Below are 18,147 nucleotides of genomic sequence, written 5' to 3'. Positions count from 1 at the left end.
GCGGACAGCGCAATGAAAAAGGCCTGCCCCCATGGGACAGGCCTTTTTGCCTTTCAGCAGGGCGCCAGCGTTCAGGCGGCGGCCCGCGTCGACTGGCCGCGGCGATTGCGTACGCGGCGGGCATAGGCGAGACCACCCAGCGCCGCCGCAAAGAGCGGCAGGGCGGCCGGGATCGGCGTCTTGGTCACGGGGGGCAGGTCCTTGCCGCCGTTGTAGTGGATCTCGGCATTCTGCGTGACCTTGCCCGCCACCAGCGTGCCCTCGATGTTGGCGTTGTTCGTCACATGGGCGAGAAGGGCCAGGATCGAGCCGCCGAACTGGTTGTTGATGACGATGTCGGTCGCGTCGACAAAGTTCCAGACTGTGTTATCGGCAAGCTCGGTCGCGATGCCAGCGAGGAAGTTTGCGGCGATGGTGATGAGCGAGCCGGCAGCGCCGCTCACATTGATGACGATCGACTTGGCGCCGTTGAGGTTGAACTGGAACTCGTTGGCGCCACCGAAGAAGGCAACGGCGTCGGAGATGTTGAAGACGGCGACGCCATCAGCGCCTGGCGCCGCATCGAACGTCACCTTGCCGGTGCCGCTGGTGGCGCTGTTGGCAACCAGGTTGGAGAGATAGCTGGAATAGGTCGTCAGCGTTTCCTTGATCGTCGCTGCCTCGCTGGCGACGTCCGGTACCACCGTGGCCGGTACGGCGGAGTTGACGAACTTCTGGCCGCCGCCATTGGCGTTGGCATTGCCGGACTGGACCGTGCCGCCCAGATAGATGTCGCCGCCATTGGCGTTGACGTTGGCATTGTTCGTCACCGACCCCTTGGCGTAGAGGTCGCCATTGCCGTTGAAATTGGCATTGAGGTTCGAGGTGATATTGCCGCCGACCTTGATGTCCCCGCCCTTGTTCAGGTTGAGGTTGTTGGTGGCGATATTGCCGCCAACCGTCAGGCCCGAGCCGTTCATGTTGACGTTGCCCTTGAGGTCACCGCCGACGGTCAGGGTCGGGACGCCGTCAACCGGCAGTTCACTGTAATGCTGGCCGTAATCGCCGCCGGTAACGTTCCCGCTGACGAAGGTCTTCCCATCAACATGGGACGAACTGGTCAAATCGCCGAAGACGATGAGGTTGTAGCTGTCCAGAATGGCGTTGGCGCTGACCGGCTCGGCCTTGGCCGGTGCTGCCGCCAGCGAGAGTGCGGCGCAGCATGCCAATGCGAGTGCGCGTGTGGTTGATTTACCGGTGTTTGCCTTCATTTTCTTCAGCCCCCAAAAGTCGAATGTTCAATGGTTTGCACTTTAGAGCAGCGACTTAGCGAAGCGAAAGCCCAGAATCGCGACAAAAGTCACACAATTTGGTTAAATTTGATAAAATTCCTGTTAACTATCTTTTTTGCCGCAGTCGCGAAGCATTCTGACGCTCTTTTAACGAATGCGTTCCGCAAGGCGCCGGGCGTCCGCCACCCCCCGGAAGCGCGGCTCGCCCTGAATTGCCAGTGTGATGGCGGCCCTCGCCTTGTCGCCGAGGCCCTTGCCGTCCAGGGCGACGGCATAGTGATACTGGATGCCCTGGTTATCGGGCTGCAGGGCTACCGCCCGGGCAAGAACGGGCAGGGCGTCGTCGAATTGGCCCTGGCGCGTGAGGACCCAGCCCAAAGTGTCGAGCTGTGTGGCGTTGTTGCTGGCCCGGAAGCGTTCGGCGAGGTTTCTCGCCTGGCTCAGCCGCACGCTGTCCTCGGCCCAGGAATCGGCGATCAGGGTTGCCAGATTGTTGATGGCGACGAGATTGTTGGGCGCAAGGGCCAGCACCCGCTCATAGCCCACGCGGGCCGCATCGACGTCGCCGCTTGCTTCCAGTGCCGCCGCCGCGGCGAGCGCCACATCGACATTGCCCGGCATTTTGGCGGTGGCGATGGCCATGACCTGGGCGGAATCGCTGTAGCGTCCGGCCGCACCCAGCAATCGCGCCTTGACGAGATAGGCTGCCGGCTCGCCTGGCGCCACGGCCATGGCCCGGTCCAGCAACTGAATGGCATCGCCGCCATCGCCGACCCCTTGGCGCAGCGTTGCCAGCAGCACCAGCGAGGTGGCATCGTCAGGATCGCGTGTGAGGCGCTGGCTGAGGAATGCAATGGCATCGGCAAGCTTGCCGCCATCGACATAGGCCTGGACGATCTTCGGCCCCAGCACCTTGAAATCGCCGCCGTTGTCGAGCGCGGAGATGAAGGCCCCCAAGGCGATTGTCTCATCCTTGCGGGCGGCGGCGGCTTCACCGAGTACCTGATGGCCCAAAGGGTCCTTCGCATCGGCCTTGATGATGTCGCGCCCGATAAGCTCCGCCATGTCAGGCTTTCCCAGCGTGACCAGATAGAGGGCCTTTTGCGCCAGAATTTCGCTGGCATGTGGCTTCAGGGCGATGGCCGCATCAAGATGTTCGAGCGCTTCAGCCGGCGCCCGCGCCGCCAGCAGACTGGCCATGTCGAGATGTGCCTGCACATCGCGCGGATCGACCTCAAGCAGCTGGCGCAGCGTCTGGCCGGCGAGTTCCCTGTCGCCCTGCGCCATGTAGCCGCGCGCCAGCAGGGACAATGCCGTTGGCTGGTCCGGATCGCCATGCAGCACCATGCGTAGATCGGCGATGGCCGCATCGAATTTCTGGGCGGCGAGACGCAGGCCGGCCCTGATGAGCAGGGCCCCCTGCTGATGCGCATCTTCTTGCAGAATGGCGGCGACAATCGCCTCGGCGGCCGCATTGTCGTGCCGCAGCAGGGCCAATTGGGCGAGGCCGGCCTGTGCCTCATGACGCTGACTGACCTTGGGGGCTGAACTCACGACGTCCTCGAACGCGGCTTCGGCCTTGTCCAGGGCGCCCGAGCGCAGACAGAGCTGCGCCAAAAGGAGTTTCTGTGCCGGCCCCGGCGACGCCCCGGCGACGGGCGTCATCAATTCCTGATAGGCGCCATCAAGGCCGACACGCTGCTCCAGGAACGCGGCATAGCGGGCGATGATCGCCTCGCCACCACGGTTCTTGGCGATCGCGTCCTCGAACAACGCCTTGGCGCCGAGGAGGTCGCCTTCGTCGGCGCGTTCACCGGCGTAGTTGGCGAGGTATTCGGGATTGTCCGGCTGCAGCGCTACCAGCTTTTTCAGCATCGCATAGATGCCGTCCTTGTCCTGCTGCCGCCGATATATAGTGAGGCGCAGCGTTGTCAGCTCGATGCTGCCAGGGACTGCCTGCAACCCACGGTCCACCAGCGTTGCAGCCTCCGCCGCCTTTCCTTGCGCCAGCTTGATTTCAGCCAGCAGGCCCAGGGCGTCGGCATGGTTAGCGTCCTGCGCCAGCACGGCGTCCAGCTCCTTGCTCGCCTGATCGAGCTTGCCTTCGAGGCGCAGTGCGCCCGCCTTGAGCGTGCGCGCCTCAAGCTGGGTGGGCGCCGTGGACAGGACCTTTTCGGCACGATAGATGGCGCTGAGCGGGTCGCCCGAATAGAGCTCCAGCCTGCCTGCCTTCAACTGTGCGTCGAGATTACCGGCATTCTGGTCGGCAACAGCCCGGTAGCCACGGAGTGCCGCCAGATAATCGCCCGCATCTTCGGCGATTTTGGCCAACATGAAGGTGGCTTCGGCACCGACCGGGTTGATCTGCAGGGCGTTGCGGAATTCCAGCGCTGCTTTCACCGGGTCGCCGGCCGCCAGGAGTTCCTTCCCCCTGGCGACATGGGCTGCTTCGCGTTCGGCAGGTGAATCACAAGCAGCGAGCAAAAGGAACAAACACGCAGCCAGGGCGTTGAGGGTCTTATGGCCAAGTGCCATCGGTCTACTAAATCCACGAATTATTGTTGGGACGCGGGGAACTTCCGCATTTCTTCGGAGATAAGAATATCTGGCTATATCATCGCCCGGTGTGATTTCTGTGACATTTATAGAAGCCTGGGTTGTTGAGTGTGCATTGAGGGCGACTAAAAATTGACGACTCCCGCCTATTCTTATGTTGCAGCACGATTTTGGCCTGATCACTATCTTGTAGAGTACGGTAGGGGTCGCTATCAGCAGGCCTCATTTGCCGAAAGGCAGCCCCGGCGACGCCCACGAGTGAAGAAATGATACGACGCCTGCTTTCCCATTTAGTTAACGGAGTTGTCGCTGCAATGCTCCTTTCGGCCTGCGCTGGTGCGGCGCAGAATGCCAAGAAGCCTGTCGCGGTTGCGGCAAAGCCCGCCGTGAAGGCTATCGTGCCGGAAGAACCGATCATTCCCAAGTTGAAACCAAAGACGCCCAAACGCGCGCCCGCATCACCCAAGTTGACCGAGGCCGAGCCCGCGGCGGCCACAGCTGCGGATCTTCCGGCCGGGACCGACGCGCATCAACTGTTGATCGGCCGCCCTGACGGCGTCGATGAGGCGCGCGACAAGGATGCCGCCACGCCGGAGATCGCACCCGTGCCCGCACCCGCCGTCATGGCGGCCGAGCCAGAGCCGATTGCCTTGTCGGCGTCGACACCCGAGGAATTGAAGAGCAAGGCGGAATCGGAAGTGGCCACTTTGCTGGGGCGTCCGGTCGCCACCCGGCGCGAAGGTACCGGCACGATCTGGACCTATCGCGCCGGAACTTGCTCTCTCGACGTCTATTTCTTCCTGGACGTTGCCGACAATCAGCGGCGGGCGCTCAGCTATGAAATGCAGCCTGAGGGCGCTGAAGATGCCGCTGTCCAGTCTTGCTATAAGGCGCTCAAGGAGGCGCATCATGTACCATAATCATCAGAGGAACGGCCAGAATGGCTGAGGCGACGCGCATTGTCGTTGTCGATGACGACGATCTATTTCGGCCGATGCTGGTTGGCAATCTGACCGAAGCGGGCTTCCACGTGCGCGAATTCGCGGCGCCAGACGTCGCTCTGGAGGCTCTCAGTGCCGATGCAGTGGCGCAGGACGTCACGATCGACCTGCTCATCCTGGATTGGAAAATGCCGGGCCTCACCGGCCTTGAACTGCTGCAGCGCCTGCGCCAGATCAACCTGATGACGCCTGCCATTTTTCTCACCTCGCTCGATGACGTCATCTACGAAGAGGCGGCACTGAAGGCAGGTGCCATCGATTTCGTCGGCAAGACACGCAGCTTTGCCATTCTGCAGCGCCGCATCGAACTGGCGCTCAGTCGAAGCGAGCCGGTTGAAGCGGGCAGCGACGGCCAAGTGGGGTCCGATGGCGTGTTGCAGACCGGACCGCTTCTGCTCGATGCCGGATCACATGCCGTCACATGGCGCGAGCGCCCGGTCAGTCTGACGCTTGGCGAGTTCAAGTCGGTGGCGCTGATGGTACGGGCTGGCCGCGACGTCAGCTACCGCGAGATCTACGACGCGTTGCGCGGCGAGAACTTTGCGGCGGGCCAGGGACCGGACGGCTACCGTGCCAATGTCCGTGCCCTGATCAAGCGCGTGCGGCAGAAGTTCATTGCCGTCGATCCGAGTTTCGACGCGATCGAGAACTTTCCGGGCTTCGGCTATCGCTGGCGGGCCGCCAGCAAGGACGCGTAAGGCGGCGTTCGACCGCGGGGGACGGGGATGCTGCGCGCGATATTCGGATCGGTTCTGGTCAAGCTGGTACTACTGGGGCTGGTGTTCCTCAGCGTGCCGATGATTCTCTATGCCCGCTTCGCGACCGTCGATGAAGAGCGTCAGCAATTGCTGTTGAGCAATTTGCAGAACCAGGGCTATCTGTTGGCGCAAGGTTTGGAGTTGGCCTTGCGCGCCGAGGGGGCCAAGGCCCCGGTTGCGGCAACGGGATGGGTCGCGCGCCTGGGCACCAGCAGTCTCCGCATCAAATTATTGATGCGCCCCACCGGAGAGCAGCAGAGCTTCTATTACGTGGCGGCGTTCCCGACGGTTGATGCCGCCTATCTCGATGCCGAGCGGCGCGCCCTCGTGGCGACCGGCATCCTTGGCAAGGTCGAGGAAAGCTGCGCCGGCAATCGCAGCCTCAGCCAAAGTTTCACGGGGCCGAGTGGTGCCACCGAAATTCTAACCTCGATCTCGCCCTTCCATACCGAAGTCGGCTGTTGGGCCGTGATCACGGCCTATGCCGAAAATGATCCGGCCGGCACGACCTTGGCTCGGCCCTTTGCGTCGGCGCCAGAAGTGCGCTGGGCCGGTATCTTTTACGCGATGATGGCCTTGCTCATCCTGGCAGTCGCCGTCTCGGTGACGCTGGGCCTCAGCCGATTTGCCAGGCTGGCGCGCATCATCCGTCACACACCCGGGCGCAGGCAGATCAGCTTTGCCAATGCGACGCCAGTGCCCGAGCTAAAGCCTGTCGCGGTTGAGTTCGACAGCCTGGTGACGACGCTGGAGACCTCTGCGCGGTCGATCCGCGAGGCGGCGGAAGAGAACGCCCATGCGCTGAAGGCGCCGATTGCCGCGATGGCGCAGGCCGTCGAGCCGATCCGGCGTATCGCCAACACCGCCAATGACGACCGGGCCAAACGCGCGGTAGAGACGATCGAGCGGGCGCTGGAACGTATGGAGGATCTGGTGGCGTCGGCGCGGCGGATCGATGAAGCCATCGCGGAGATGATCGACGCGCCGGCATCGCCGATCAAATTGTCGCCGATGGTCGAGAACACCGCGCGCGCTTTTGCCGAGGCTCATGGCAGCAACGTGAAAATCGTTGCAACGGTTGAACCCGGCATCAAGGTGGCCGCCAGCGAAGAGGCATTGGAAACAGCGATCGAGAATCTGGTCGACAATGCCGTGAGCTTCGCGCCGCAGGGGTCAACCGTGCGCCTTGAACTGAAGCAGGGTGGCGGACGCGCGCGCCTTGCCGTGATCGATCAGGGGCCGGGCGTGCCGGTCGATTTGTTGCCGGCGATCTTCGAGCGGCATGTATCGCATCGGCCGGCCAATGGCAGCGGTGCTGCCGGCGGTCCGCATTTCGGCTTGGGATTGGCGATCGTTCGCCGCAACATCGAACTGATGGGTGGGCGCGTCGCGGCGCGCAATCGGCCAGAAGGCGGCTTCGAAGTGACGATTAGCCTGCCGTTGGCGAACTGAGTTCGTCAGTCGACGACGAAAACGTCGCCGGCAATGGCGACCTCGTCGCAATTCCTGCCCGGACCACCGCGATCGACGACCAGGAAATCCTGTTCTGTCTCCAGCGCGATCAGCGGAAAATGCCAGGTGCCCGGGGCATAATTGACGCCCTGCAGCCCATGAGTGCGGAAGCATCGGAGATCCTCTGCTGTCGGCACGGTCCCGGCTGCGGCCACCACGACCAGGAACGCGCGTGGCATTAACGGCATGAAGGCCTGCGACGACAAGGGATGACGTTCCATCATTGCGATCTGAAGCGGCAAGGTCCGTGGCTTGGCGCGAAAGATGTTGATAAGCGGGCGGCCGCCATCGGCTGCGATGTCGACCTTGGCGAGGTCGTGATAGCGCTCTGCAAACCCATCATTGATCTGGTAATGCCGGCTGCCGTCGCATGCGATGACGTCGCCAAAGGGGGCAAAGGCGCCCCGGTCGAGTTGCTCGATTTTCAGTTTCATGCGACACGGCCCCACAGACGCAGCCGTGACACGCCGCCATCGGGAATGACATTCAGCCGGACATGGCTGACGGGACCGATGCCGCCGATCTCGCCTTTGTAGACATGCTGCTTGTCCATCGCCATTTTCTGTTCTGGCAGCAGCATCTGCCAAAACATCGATTGTGTGACGATGGATTGGTCCGTTGCCGCCGTCACCATGGCCGCCTGGATGGAGCAACGGTCTGGGAAATTGCCTTTGAAATGCGCGGTGTCGATCTCGATCTCGTCGATCGCGGTCGGTTGGGCGAGGGCCAAGATGCACCAATCGTTGCCAGGCTCGCGCCGCCGCCTTGTTTCCCATCCGTCGCCCATATTGATTCCGCGGCCGGGAAAAAGCACGCGCATAGGCGATCCATAGTGCTGGTCCGAACAGGCAACCGCATAAGCGCCAAGTTCGACGGCGGCGACGTTGACACGCTGACCGCGTAGCCTGGTACAGTCCGTGACCGGTCGGCCATAGGCACGCAAACGGGCGACACCGCCATCGGGATAGATGTTGAGGCGAACATGCGTGAACACATCATCGCTGTCGCTGGCGATAAAATGGTGGTTGTTGCCCGTCAGCGACGTGGCGGGAGCGATCGTTTGCCAGGCAGTGGCGGTGTCGGGATCGCCGTCGATCCGGCAGGCGTCAATGGAGGCGGCGGGTGGAAAATTGCCAGTGAAATGACTGGTGTCGATGTCGAAGCCAGCAATGCGGCCGGGGAAGGCGAGGCGGCAGATGCAGTGATCGTGGCCCGCCACGCGTTTGCGCCGGCTCTCCCAGCCATCCATCCATTTGCCGTTGTCGTCATATTTCCCTGGAATAAAAACGGCGACATCGGGATTGAGCATGCGTTCCTTCGGCGCGAAGAACTCATCGCTGGCCGATAGTGCTGCGGCACCCAGGCGTGGATCGAGAAGGTTGATGGCGGCGGCGCCAAAGGGATGCGGTGCGGCGTCATGGCTGCTCATGCGTGTTCTCCAAAGGGGTGGCGTTCGCGCCAGTGACGGGCAATGTCGATGCGCCGGCATACCCAGACCTTGTCGTGGCTCATGACATGTTCGATGAACCTTTGCAGCGACCTAAGACGGCCGGGACGCCCGACGATCCGGCCATGCAGGCCAATCGACATCATGCGCGGCGTCGTGGCGCCCTCGGCGTAAAGGACATCGAAGCTGTCGCGCAGATAGCTGAAGAACTGATCGCCGCTATTGAAACCCTGGGGCGAGGCAAAGCGCATGTCATTGGCATCGAGCGTGTAGGGCACGATCAGTTGGGGCGGGCCGTGGAGCGTCGACCAGAACGGCAGGTCATCGCTATAGTCATCGGCATTGTAGAGGAAGCCGCCTTCGGCTGCGACCAAACGATGGGTATTGGGGCCGGTCCGACCGGTGTACCAGCCGAGCGGCCGCTCTCCCGTGGCCGCGCGGATCGCCTCGATCGCACGTTGCAAATGGTCACGCTCGGTCGCCTCGTCGACGCTCTGGTAATTGATCCAGCGATAGCCGTGACTGCAGATCTCGTGCCCGGCATCGTACATGGCGCGAATGATGGCGGGGTGACGTTCGGCGGCCATGCCGACGGCGAAGATCGTCAGCGGCAGCTGATGGCGACGGAAGAGATCCAGGACGCGCCAGGCACCGACGCGGCTGCCATATTCATAGATCGATTCCATGCTGATGTGACGAGCGCCGGGAACTGGCTGTGCCGCGACAATCTCCGACAGGAACGCTTCCGAGGCAGGGTCGCCATGCAGGAGGCAGTTCTCACCCCCCTCTTCATAGTTGAGGACGAACTGAACGGCGATCCGGGCGCCGCCAGGCCAATCGGCGTAGGGCGGCTCTCGGCCATAGCCGACAAGATCGCGCGGATAGGATTTATCAGCCATAGCCGGTCATTTCCCACGTTTTCCGAGCTAGAGCTTACACCAGCCACCCGGCGATCTGGGCAGATCGGATATGGCGCGAAACTTTACAAATCTTTCTTTGAAAATCGCCGTCCCCCGGCTCATCCTGCCCGTTCGCAGGGATATCGCGGTTGATTCCTGTCCAAAGGGTCAGCATTATCGCGGGCAAGGCGACAGGTCCGACAGGCCCGCGTCCGCTGATGAAAAGAAACGGCCAAAAGGCCACTTTTGGGAGACGTGAGATGAACAAGCTTTTGCTCCGCGCAGCGACGGCGATGGCGGTAATGTTTGCAGCGGGTGCTGCCATGGCCGAACCAGCCGTAGTCTATGACGCCGGCGGAAAATTCGACAAATCGTTCAACGAAGCCGCTTTCAACGGCATGGAGAAATACAAGGCCGAGACGGGCGATTCCTATCTCGAGTTCGAGGTGCAGACCGACGCGCAGCGCGAACAGGCTTTTCGTCGCATGGCGGAGAAGGGTGCCGACCCGATCATTGGCATCGGTTTCAGCCAGGCTGACGCCTTGGCCAAGGTTGCCAAGGAGTTCCCCGACAAGCACTTCGCCATCATCGACATGGTGGTCGATCTGCCGAATGTGCAATCGATCGTCTTCAACGAACACGAAGGCTCGTTCCTGGTCGGCATGCTGGCCTCGATGGCGAGCAAGTCGGCCAAGGTTGGTTTCGTTGGCGGCATGGATATCCCGCTCATTCGCCGTTTCGAATGCGGCTACGAACAGGGCGCCAAATACGCCAACAAGGATGCGTCTGTCACGGCCAACATGACCGGCACCACCCCGGCGGCGTGGAACGATCCGACCAAGGGCACCGAGCTTGCCAAGGGCCAGTTCGACCAAGGTGTCGATGTCATCTTCGCCGCGGCGGGAGGCACCGGCACCGGCGTCTATCAGGCCGCCAAGGATGCCGGCAAGTTGGCGATCGGTGTCGACAGCAACCAGAACTATCTGCATCCCGGTACCATGCTGACCTCGATGGTCAAGCGCGTCGATGTGGCCGTCTACAATTCAGCCAAGGCCGCCAAGGATGGCAGCTGGAAGGCCGGTGTCACGGTCATGGATCTTGCCCATGAAGGTGTCGGCTGGGCGCTCGACGACAACAACAAGTCGCTTATCACCGACGACATGAAGGCGAAGGTCGAGGCCGCCAAGGCCGACATCATCTCCGGCAAGATCAAGGTGCATGATTACATGGCTGACAACGCCTGCAGCTATTAAGCGGTTTGGCCAAGCGATCGGACTTTTGACAGACATGTCGGCCGCCCCCTATGGGTCGGACCAGGCGATGACAGCGGCGGCGTTCCCCGGGGCGCCGCCGCCTGCCATCGAGTTGGTCGGAATCAATAAACGTTTCGGCTCGGTTCAAGCCAATCGTGACGTGTCCTTGCGTGTCGGGAAAGGCACGATCCACGGCATCATCGGCGAGAACGGTGCCGGCAAGTCGACTCTGATGTCGATCGTCTACGGCTTCTATGAGGCCGACGGCGGCGAGATCAGGATTGACGGCGCCAAGGTGGCTATCCGCAATTCCGCTGATGCCATTGCTGCCGGCATTGGCATGGTGCACCAGCACTTCATGCTGGTGGAAAGTTTCTCGGTCCTGGAGAACGTGATGCTGGGTGCCGAAGGTGGCGCCCTGCTGAAGGAAGGCCAGGACAAGGCACGGGCCGAATTACTGCGACTTGGCCAGGAATTCGGCCTGACTGTCGACCCAGATGCCCGCATCGCCGATCTTCCGGTGGGTGACCAGCAGCGCGTCGAGATCCTGAAGGCGCTCTTTCGTCATTGCTCCATCCTCATTCTGGATGAGCCGACCGGCGTGTTGACGCCGCAGGAGACGGATCAACTGTTTCGCATCCTGTCGGCCTTGAAGGCGCGTGGCGTCACGGTGCTTCTCATCACCCACAAGCTGAAGGAAGTCCTGGCCATCACCGATAACGTCACCGTCATGCGTGGTGGCGCGGTTGTTGCCGATCGCCGGACCGCTGATACAGATGCGCAGGAATTGGCCGAACTGATGGTCGGGCGCAAGGTGCGCCTCGAGCTTGACAAGACCCCGGCATCTCCGCGCGACGTCGAGCTTGCCGTCGAAGGACTTTCGCTTGTCGACGATCGCGGCGTCACCCGCCTTCATGACATCACGTTCGATCTCCGTGCCGGTGAGATCGTCGGCATTGCCGGCGTGTCGGGTAACGGGCAAAGCGAACTGCTGGAGACGCTTGCCGGCATCCGCCATCCCAGCGGCGGCCGCATCCGGCTGCAAGACGCTGTCGTCATGGCGACCCAGCCCAGCGATCCGGCCGCCATGCGGGCGCTGGGTTTGGCGCATGTGCCGGAAGACAGGCATCGCCTTGGCATCGTCACCGGCTTTCCGGCCTGGGAATCCTCGGTGCTCGGCTATCAGCGTGATCCCGATCTTGGCGGTCGCTTCCTGCTCGATCGAACAGCCATGACGGCGCGCTGTGAAAAACTGATGCAGGGCTTTGACGTGCGCCCGCCGTTGCCACAATTGGGGTCCGCGAAATTCAGCGGCGGCAACCAGCAGAAGCTCATTCTGGCGCGCGAAATGGCCTGCCAGCCGCGCGTTCTGCTGATCGGTCAGCCGACGCGGGGGGTCGACATTGGCGCGATCGAATTCATCCATCGCGAGATCATTGCCCTGCGCGATCGTGGCGTTGCGGTTCTGCTGGTTTCGGTCGAACTCGATGAGATTCTGGCGCTGGCCGATCGCATCCTGGTGATGAATCAGGGGCGCATTGTCGGGGAGATCGCGGGCGCGGATGCGGACGAGCGACAACTCGGCCTGATGATGACCGGCAGCGCCGAGACGCTGCGCGTGGCGTCGTGAGTACCCGCCCCAGCCAATTGCCGCGCTGGCTCGAGATCGGCGTTCTACCCGTCATCAACGTGCTGATGGCGCTCGTCGTTGCCGGCCTCATCCTGTGGACCATCGGCGCCAATCCGTTTGATGCCATCGCCATCCTCATCGAGGGTGCCTTTGGCAGCGGGTATGGCTGGGGCTACACGCTCTATTACGCGACGAGCTTCATCTTTACCGGGCTTGCCGTGGCAGTGGCCTTCCACGCCGGGCTCTTCAACATCGGCGGCGAGGGACAAGCCTATATTGGCGGCCTGGGCGCCGGCGTGGTGGCACTCGCCTGCGACGGTTTTCTGCCGGCCCCGCTTCTGGTGCCGCTCGCCATCCTGGCAGCTGCGGGCTTCGGTGCAGCCTGGGCGATCGTGCCCGCCTATCTGCAGGCACATCGCGGCAACCATATCGTCATTACGACGATCATGTTCAATTTCCTTGCCGCCTCGTTGATGGTCTATCTGCTGGTCGACGTCTTTCGCGATCCCGGGCAGATGTCGACCCAGAGTCGCACCTTTACCGAAAACGCGACCCTGCCGGAGATGGCGACTGTTTTCGCATGGTTCGGCATCAAGATGTCCTCGACACCGCTCAACCTCTCGCTGATCTGGGCGTTGATCTGTTGCGTGCTGGTTGAGATCTTCATTTGGCGCTCTCGCCTCGGCTACGAGATAAGGGCGACCGGCCTGGCGCCGCGCGCCGCGATCTATGCCGGCATCAAACCGGGGCGCATCGTCATGATCGCCATGGCGATCTCGGGGGCGTTGGCAGGCTCGGTGGGTGTCAACGAAATCCTGGGTGTGCAGCACCGCCTGCTGCTCGATTTTGTCGCTGGTGCCGGCTTCACCGGCATCGCCGTGGCGCTGATGGGCCGCAATCATCCTTTCGGGATTGTGCTCGCCAGCCTGCTGTTCGGCGCGCTCTATCAAGGCGGTGCGGAACTGGCCTTCGAGATTCCGACGATCACGCGCGAGATGATTATCACCATCCAGGGCCTTATCATCCTGTTCTCTGGCGCGCTGGCGTATATGAATCGTCCCTGGGTCGAGCGGCTTTATCTGCGCCTGATGGCGGCGAAGGTGCGAGAGGCATCGTCCCATGGATGACGTCTTCGTCCTGGCGCTTTCGACACTCGCCGCGACCATCCGCATGGCGACGCCGCTCATTTTCTGCGCGATGGCTGGCATTTTTTCGGAACGTTCCGGCGTCATCGATATCGGCCTTGAAGGCAAGATGCTGGCGGCGGCCTTTGCCGCGGCCGTCGTCGCGGCCGAGACCGGCTCTCCGCTGATCGCTCTTGGGGCGGCGATCGTGGTGGCGGTGCTGCTGTCGCTGGTGCATGGCTATGCCTGCATCGCCCATCGCGGCGACCAGGTGGTGTCCGGGGTTGCGATCAACATCACCGCGGCTGGGCTGACCGTGGTGCTGGGGCATGCCTGGTTCGGGCGCGGCGGAAACACGCCGGATCTGGCGCCCGAACAACGGCTGATGCCGATCACGCTGCCGGGCGCCGATATCTTGCGCGACGTGCCGGTGATCGGTCCGATCTATTTTCACATCGTCAGCGGCCACAGCCTGCTGACCTATTTGGCGGTCGCGATCGTGCCCGCCGTTTGGTTCGTCCTTTACCGCACGCGCTTCGGCCTGCGGCTGCGCGCGGCCGGCGAGGCCCCGGCGGTGGTCGACACGGCCGGTATTCCGGTGCTGCGCCTGCGCTACATGGCGGTGATGATGGCGGGTGCCCTTTGTGGCATCGCCGGCACGTTCCTGTCGATATCGCAGAATGCCGGTTTCCAGAAGGAGATGACGGCGGGCCGCGGCTTCATTGCACTTGCCGCCATGATATTCGGCAAATGGCGGCCGTGGCCGGCCTTCTTTGCCTGCCTGCTGTTCGGTTTCCTGGATGCGATCGCGATCCGCCTGCAAGGTGTCGCCATCCCAGGCATTGGCCAGGTGCCGGTGCCACTCATTCAGGCATCGCCCTATCTCTTCACCGTCGTGCTGCTGGCCGGGTTTATCGGCAAGGCGGTCGCGCCGAAGGCACTGGGCTATCCCTATATCAAGGAGAGATGATGATGGATCCCCGGCTGCTCGAAGCCGCGCGCCGCGCCATGACACATGCCCATGCGCCCTATTCGAACTATCATGTCGGAGCCGCTTTGCTGGCGGATGATGGCAGCGTTTATGCCGGCTGCAACGTCGAGAATGCCTCCTTCCCCGAGGGCTGGTGCGCCGAGACCAGTGCCATTGGCGCCATGGTCAGCAACGGTGCGAAGAAGATCCGCGAGATCGTTGTGATGGGCGAGGGTGTCAACCTCACCACGCCCTGCGGTGGCTGCCGCCAGCGTATCGCTGAATTCGCTGCACCGGATACGCCGGTCCATGTCTGCGGGCCGGAAGGGTTGCGGCGCACGTTCAAGCTGGCCGATTTGCTGCCCGCCTCGTTCGGCAAGGATCACCTGTCATGAGCGCTGCGACGCTGAAGACCATTGCGCGCAAGGCCAAGGGGTTCCGTGCCGAGATCGGCTTGGTCCTTGGTTCCGGGATGGGCGAGTTCGCCGCGCATGTCGCGGATCCGATCGTCTTTCCCTATGCCGACTTGCCGGGCTTCGAGCAATCGGGCGTCAGCGGCCATGCCGGCCGCCTGGTGCTTGGGCGTATCGGGCGCAAGTCTGTCGCGGTATTGCAAGGGCGTATTCACTACTACGAACGCGGTGATGCAGGCGCCATGAAGGTGCCGCTTGAGACATTGCACGGCCTGGGGTGCGAGACCCTGCTCCTTACCAATGCGGCTGGCAGCCTGATGCCGAGCGTGAAGCCGGGTGGACTGATCCTCATCAAGGATCATGTCAATTACGTTCAGGAATCGCCGCTGTTCGGTTTGACCGGTAATCAGCGCTTCGTCGACATGGTGGGCGCCTATGATGCGGGCCTACGCAAGGCATTCAAGACACAGGCGGCGAAGCTGAAGATCCCGTTGAAGGAGGGGGTCTACGCCTGGCTCGCCGGCCCGCAATTCGAGACGCCAGCCGAAATCAAAGGGCTGCGTCGATTTGGGATTGACGCTGTCGGCATGTCGACAGTGCCGGACGTGATCCTGGCGCGTTATTTCGGCATGAAGGTTGCGGCCATCAGCGCCGTCACCAATATGGGTGCCGGGATGAGCCGCGAGAGCCTGAGCCATGAGCACACGATGCAGCAGATGAAAACCGCTTCTGACAAACTGACTCGACTGCTGCTGGGTTTGCTGGGCGCCAGGCCATGATGCTGCCGCAGGAAATTATCCGCAAGAAGCGGGACGCCCAGCGTCTGACGCCCGCCGAGATCGAGTTTTTTGTCAGCGGCATCAGTTCCGGTGCCGTGAGCGAAGGCCAGATTGCATCCTTTGCCATGGCAGTCTTCTTTCGCGGCATGGACATGACCGAGCGGGTCGCCCTGACGCGCGCCATGATGCATTCCGGTACGGTGCTCGACTGGACATCGCTGCGGCTCGACGGTCCGATTGTCGACAAGCACTCGACCGGTGGTGTCGGTGACAAGACATCGCTCATCCTGGGGCCGATCGTTGCGGCCTGCGGCTGCTATGTGCCGATGATTTCGGGCCGCGGCCTGGGCCACACCGGTGGAACGCTCGACAAATTCGACGCCATCCCGGGCTACCAAACAGCCCCTGCTCTCGATACTTTCCGTCAGGTGGTCAAGGAGACGGGTTGCGCGATTATCGGGCAGACGGCGGATCTGGCGCCTGCCGACCGGCGCTTCTATGCCATCCGTGACGTGACGGCGACGGTTGAATCCGTACCGCTCATCACCGCCTCGATCTTGTCAAAGAAACTGGCGGCGGGCCTGCAAGGGTTGGTGATGGACGTGAAGACCGGCTCTGGCGCCTTTGCAGCCGAGCTCAAGATGGCGCGGGAACTGGCTGATTCCATCGTCCGGGTCGCCAATGGCGCGGGTGTGAAGACCAGCGCCCTCATCACCGACATGAACCAGGTCCTGGGTCGCACCGCTGGCAACGCGGTGGAGATGCTGGAATCTATCCAATGCCTCAAGGGCGAAAAGACCGAGCCGCGTCTCCTTGATGTCACACTGGCGCTTTCGGCCGAGCTGCTGGTGATCGGCGGCAAAGCGGATGATGCGGCGCAGGGGCGGCGTCTGGCCGAGCGGGCACTTGAAAGTGGGCAAGCGGCGGAACATTTCCAGCGCATGGTCGTTGGCCTTGGTGGGCCGGCGGATATCCTTGAGCGGCCCGAACAGCACCTCGCCAAAGCGCCGGTAGTGAAGCCCTGCTTTGCAGAGGAAGCCGGTGTTGTCCGCGTCATGGATACCCGGGCAATCGGTATGGCCATCGTGGCCCTGGGCGGCGGGCGGACCAACCCCAGCGATGGCATCGATCACCGTGTCGGCCTCACCGACATCGTCGGACTGGGTGAACCGGTCGGCCCCGACCAGCCGATCGCCCTCATTCATGCCGCTGACGAGGCGTCAGCCGGCATGGCCGCAAGCAGCCTGCGCCGCGCCATTCGCCTGGTCGGCGAAAGCCGCACGGGACCGGTCGTGATGGAGGAGTTGCGATGAGCGAAAGGCGCGCCTTCATTCTGGTCATGGATTCCTTCGGCATCGGGGCGGCACCGGACGCCGGTCGTTTCGGTGATCTGGGCGCCGACACCCTGGGCCATATCGCTGCCTTTTGCATGGCTGGGAAGGCCGACAGGCCTGGTCTGCGTTCCGGCCCGCTGCGTCTGCCCAATCTCGAACAAGTGGGGTTGGGTCTTGCTGCCGAGTTGGCCACGGGGCAACTTCCGGCCGGGTTCACAAAGCTGCCGGCGACAGGTGCCTTTGGCGCCGCTGCCGAGCTTTCGGCCGGCAAGGACACGCCGAGCGGTCATTGGGAGATGGCCGGCTGCCCGGTTCCCGTCGATTGGGGCTACTTCCCCAAGACCGATCCGTGCTTCCCGCCCGAGATCATGGCCGAACTGGTGCGACTTTGCGCGCTTCCCGGCATCATCGGCAATTGCCATGCCTCTGGCACTGAAGTCCTCGACCGGCTGGGCGAGGAACATATCCGCAGCAGCAAGCCCATCTGCTACACCTCGGCCGATTCCGTGTTCCAGATCGCGGCCCATGAGCAACACTTCGGCCTCGATCGACTGCTGGACGTGTGCCAAGTGGCAAAGCGCTTGCTGGAACCACTGCGCATTGCGCGCGTCATCGCGCGCCCCTTCGTCGGCGAGCGAAAAGGGGCCTTCAAGCGAACCTCGCACCGGCGCGACTTCACGACGCCGCCGCCGGAGGAAACGCTACTCGATCGTCTTCAGGCATCCGGCCGCGAGGTCATTTCGGTCGGCAAGATCGCCGACATATTTGGCGGCCGCGGCCCGACCCGGAAGGTAAAGGGCGAGGACAATACGGCCCTCGTCGATGTTACGCTGGAATTGATGGCCAATGCCCCGGATGGCAGCCTGACCTTCGCCAATTTTGTCGATTTCGATACGCTGTTCGGCCATCGGCGCGATGTTGCGGGCTATGCTGCGGCGCTTGAAGCGTTTGATGCGCGCATCCCGCATTTCCACGCGGCCATGCGTCCTGGCGATCTGGCACTTATTACGGCCGACCACGGTTGCGATCCGACTTCCGGTGGAACGGATCACACGCGGGAATTCGTGCCGGTCCTGTTCTTTGGCCCGTCCGCCCCGATCGGCTCGCTCGGTCGCCGCACAAGTTTTGCCGATATGGGCCAGACCATCGCCAAACATCTTGGGCTGGCACCGCTCGCCCATGGCACCGCCTGCTTTTAAA

General features: G+C 62.6%; 16 protein-coding genes. 11 read left to right on the top strand and 5 right to left on the bottom strand.

From position 1 onward, the window contains the following. Positions 1-71: 71 nt before the first annotated feature. Both SMD31_RS01785 and SMD31_RS01780 read right to left on the bottom strand, forming a co-directional pair. Positions 72-1,250 carry a collagen-binding domain-containing protein gene (locus tag SMD31_RS01785; protein WP_320498921.1) on the bottom strand — a complete coding sequence of 393 codons (1,179 nt, stop codon included), beginning with the start codon at positions 1,248-1,250 and terminating at the stop codon, positions 72-74. Between the two features lie 168 nt (positions 1,251-1,418). Beyond that, positions 1,419-3,806, bottom strand: coding sequence for a tetratricopeptide repeat protein (locus tag SMD31_RS01780; RefSeq protein WP_320498920.1), 2,388 nt, complete (start codon positions 3,804-3,806; stop codon positions 1,419-1,421). Between the two features lie 335 nt (positions 3,807-4,141). On the opposite strand from SMD31_RS01780, the gene SMD31_RS01775 reads away from it, so the two are divergent. From SMD31_RS01775 to SMD31_RS01765, 3 genes are read left to right on the top strand one after another with little or no spacing between them, the layout of a single operon-like run. After that, positions 4,142-4,747, top strand: a complete 606-nt coding sequence (locus SMD31_RS01775) for a hypothetical protein (RefSeq protein WP_320498919.1) — start codon at positions 4,142-4,144, stop codon at positions 4,745-4,747. A 20-nt stretch (positions 4,748-4,767) separates the two neighbouring features. Continuing rightward, entirely contained in the window at positions 4,768-5,526 is a 759-nt protein-coding gene (locus SMD31_RS01770; RefSeq protein ID WP_320498918.1) for a response regulator transcription factor, read from the top strand. A gap of 27 nt (positions 5,527-5,553) precedes the next feature. After that, positions 5,554-7,038: a sensor histidine kinase gene (locus SMD31_RS01765; RefSeq protein ID WP_320498916.1), complete on the top strand. Its 1,485-nt coding sequence runs from the start codon at positions 5,554-5,556 to the stop codon at positions 7,036-7,038. 5 nt (positions 7,039-7,043) lie between these two features. Here the strand turns inward: SMD31_RS01765 and SMD31_RS01760 are convergent, their stop codons facing one another. From SMD31_RS01760 to puuE, 3 genes are read right to left on the bottom strand one after another with little or no spacing between them, the layout of a single operon-like run. Next, positions 7,044-7,532: an ureidoglycolate lyase gene (locus SMD31_RS01760; protein WP_320498914.1), complete on the bottom strand. Its 489-nt coding sequence runs from the start codon at positions 7,530-7,532 to the stop codon at positions 7,044-7,046. Beyond that, on the bottom strand, positions 7,529-8,527 hold the full coding sequence (alc, locus tag SMD31_RS01755) for an allantoicase (protein ID WP_320498912.1): 999 nt from the start codon (positions 8,525-8,527) through the stop codon (positions 7,529-7,531). Before alc ends, SMD31_RS01760 begins: the two co-directional genes overlap by 4 nt. Next, positions 8,524-9,444, bottom strand: coding sequence for an allantoinase PuuE (puuE, locus tag SMD31_RS01750; protein WP_320498911.1), 921 nt, complete (start codon positions 9,442-9,444; stop codon positions 8,524-8,526). Before puuE ends, alc begins: the two co-directional genes overlap by 4 nt. Before the next feature lie 260 nt (positions 9,445-9,704). On the opposite strand from puuE, the gene SMD31_RS01745 reads away from it, so the two are divergent. The 8 genes from SMD31_RS01745 to SMD31_RS01710 are packed head-to-tail and all read left to right on the top strand — an operon-like array spanning position 9,705 to position 18,146. Continuing rightward, a complete protein-coding gene (locus tag SMD31_RS01745) occupies positions 9,705-10,697 on the top strand; it encodes a BMP family lipoprotein (protein WP_407652070.1) in 993 nt (330 codons plus the stop codon). Positions 10,698-10,731: 34 nt separating this feature from the next. Next, positions 10,732-12,327 carry an ABC transporter ATP-binding protein gene (locus SMD31_RS01740; RefSeq protein ID WP_320498910.1) on the top strand — a complete coding sequence of 532 codons (1,596 nt, stop codon included), beginning with the start codon at positions 10,732-10,734 and terminating at the stop codon, positions 12,325-12,327. Further along, complete coding sequence (locus tag SMD31_RS01735) at positions 12,324-13,454, top strand: ABC transporter permease (protein WP_320498908.1); 1,131 nt, start codon at positions 12,324-12,326, stop codon at positions 13,452-13,454. The genes SMD31_RS01740 and SMD31_RS01735 overlap by 4 nt, the downstream gene beginning before the upstream one ends. Next, positions 13,447-14,421: an ABC transporter permease gene (locus tag SMD31_RS01730; RefSeq protein ID WP_320498906.1), complete on the top strand. Its 975-nt coding sequence runs from the start codon at positions 13,447-13,449 to the stop codon at positions 14,419-14,421. The genes SMD31_RS01735 and SMD31_RS01730 overlap by 8 nt, the downstream gene beginning before the upstream one ends. Continuing rightward, positions 14,418-14,816 carry a cytidine deaminase gene (locus tag SMD31_RS01725; RefSeq protein ID WP_320498904.1) on the top strand — a complete coding sequence of 133 codons (399 nt, stop codon included), beginning with the start codon at positions 14,418-14,420 and terminating at the stop codon, positions 14,814-14,816. The genes SMD31_RS01730 and SMD31_RS01725 overlap by 4 nt, the downstream gene beginning before the upstream one ends. After that, positions 14,813-15,613 (top strand): purine-nucleoside phosphorylase, encoded by an 801-nt coding sequence (locus SMD31_RS01720; protein WP_320498902.1) that lies wholly within the window; start codon positions 14,813-14,815, stop codon positions 15,611-15,613. Before SMD31_RS01725 ends, SMD31_RS01720 begins: the two co-directional genes overlap by 4 nt. Continuing rightward, complete coding sequence (gene deoA, locus SMD31_RS01715) at positions 15,610-16,926, top strand: thymidine phosphorylase (protein WP_320498901.1); 1,317 nt, start codon at positions 15,610-15,612, stop codon at positions 16,924-16,926. Before SMD31_RS01720 ends, deoA begins: the two co-directional genes overlap by 4 nt. After that, a complete protein-coding gene (locus tag SMD31_RS01710; RefSeq protein ID WP_320498900.1) occupies positions 16,923-18,146 on the top strand; it encodes a phosphopentomutase in 1,224 nt (407 codons plus the stop codon). The genes deoA and SMD31_RS01710 overlap by 4 nt, the downstream gene beginning before the upstream one ends. Position 18,147 lies beyond the last annotated feature (1 nt).

The sequence above is a fragment of the Dongia rigui genome (assembly GCF_034044635.1).
Taxonomy (GTDB): domain Bacteria; phylum Pseudomonadota; class Alphaproteobacteria; order Dongiales; family Dongiaceae; genus Dongia; species Dongia rigui.
This window is presented reverse-complemented; position numbering and strand designations above follow the sequence as displayed.

Excerpts from the sequence above, each read along its gene's own strand:
- SMD31_RS01745 (WP_407652070.1), top strand. The coding sequence starts at position 9,705 with ATGAACAAGCTTTTGCTCCGCGCAGCGACGGCGATGGCGGTAATGTTT.
- SMD31_RS01710 (WP_320498900.1), top strand. The coding sequence starts at position 16,923 with ATGAGCGAAAGGCGCGCCTTCATTCTGGTCATGGATTCCTTCGGCATC.
- SMD31_RS01720 (WP_320498902.1), top strand. The coding sequence starts at position 14,813 with ATGAGCGCTGCGACGCTGAAGACCATTGCGCGCAAGGCCAAGGGGTTC.
- SMD31_RS01740 (WP_320498910.1), top strand. The coding sequence starts at position 10,732 with ATGTCGGCCGCCCCCTATGGGTCGGACCAGGCGATGACAGCGGCGGCG.
- SMD31_RS01780 (WP_320498920.1), bottom strand. The coding sequence starts at position 3,806 with ATGGCACTTGGCCATAAGACCCTCAACGCCCTGGCTGCGTGTTTGTTC.
- SMD31_RS01775 (WP_320498919.1), top strand. The coding sequence starts at position 4,142 with ATGCTCCTTTCGGCCTGCGCTGGTGCGGCGCAGAATGCCAAGAAGCCT.
- alc (WP_320498912.1), bottom strand. The coding sequence starts at position 8,527 with ATGAGCAGCCATGACGCCGCACCGCATCCCTTTGGCGCCGCCGCCATC.
- SMD31_RS01725 (WP_320498904.1), top strand. The coding sequence starts at position 14,418 with ATGATGATGGATCCCCGGCTGCTCGAAGCCGCGCGCCGCGCCATGACA.
- SMD31_RS01730 (WP_320498906.1), top strand. The coding sequence starts at position 13,447 with ATGGATGACGTCTTCGTCCTGGCGCTTTCGACACTCGCCGCGACCATC.
- SMD31_RS01765 (WP_320498916.1), top strand. The coding sequence starts at position 5,554 with ATGCTGCGCGCGATATTCGGATCGGTTCTGGTCAAGCTGGTACTACTG.
- SMD31_RS01760 (WP_320498914.1), bottom strand. The coding sequence starts at position 7,532 with ATGAAACTGAAAATCGAGCAACTCGACCGGGGCGCCTTTGCCCCCTTT.
- SMD31_RS01785 (WP_320498921.1), bottom strand. The coding sequence starts at position 1,250 with ATGAAGGCAAACACCGGTAAATCAACCACACGCGCACTCGCATTGGCA.
- SMD31_RS01770 (WP_320498918.1), top strand. The coding sequence starts at position 4,768 with ATGGCTGAGGCGACGCGCATTGTCGTTGTCGATGACGACGATCTATTT.
- deoA (WP_320498901.1), top strand. The coding sequence starts at position 15,610 with ATGATGCTGCCGCAGGAAATTATCCGCAAGAAGCGGGACGCCCAGCGT.
- puuE (WP_320498911.1), bottom strand. The coding sequence starts at position 9,444 with ATGGCTGATAAATCCTATCCGCGCGATCTTGTCGGCTATGGCCGAGAG.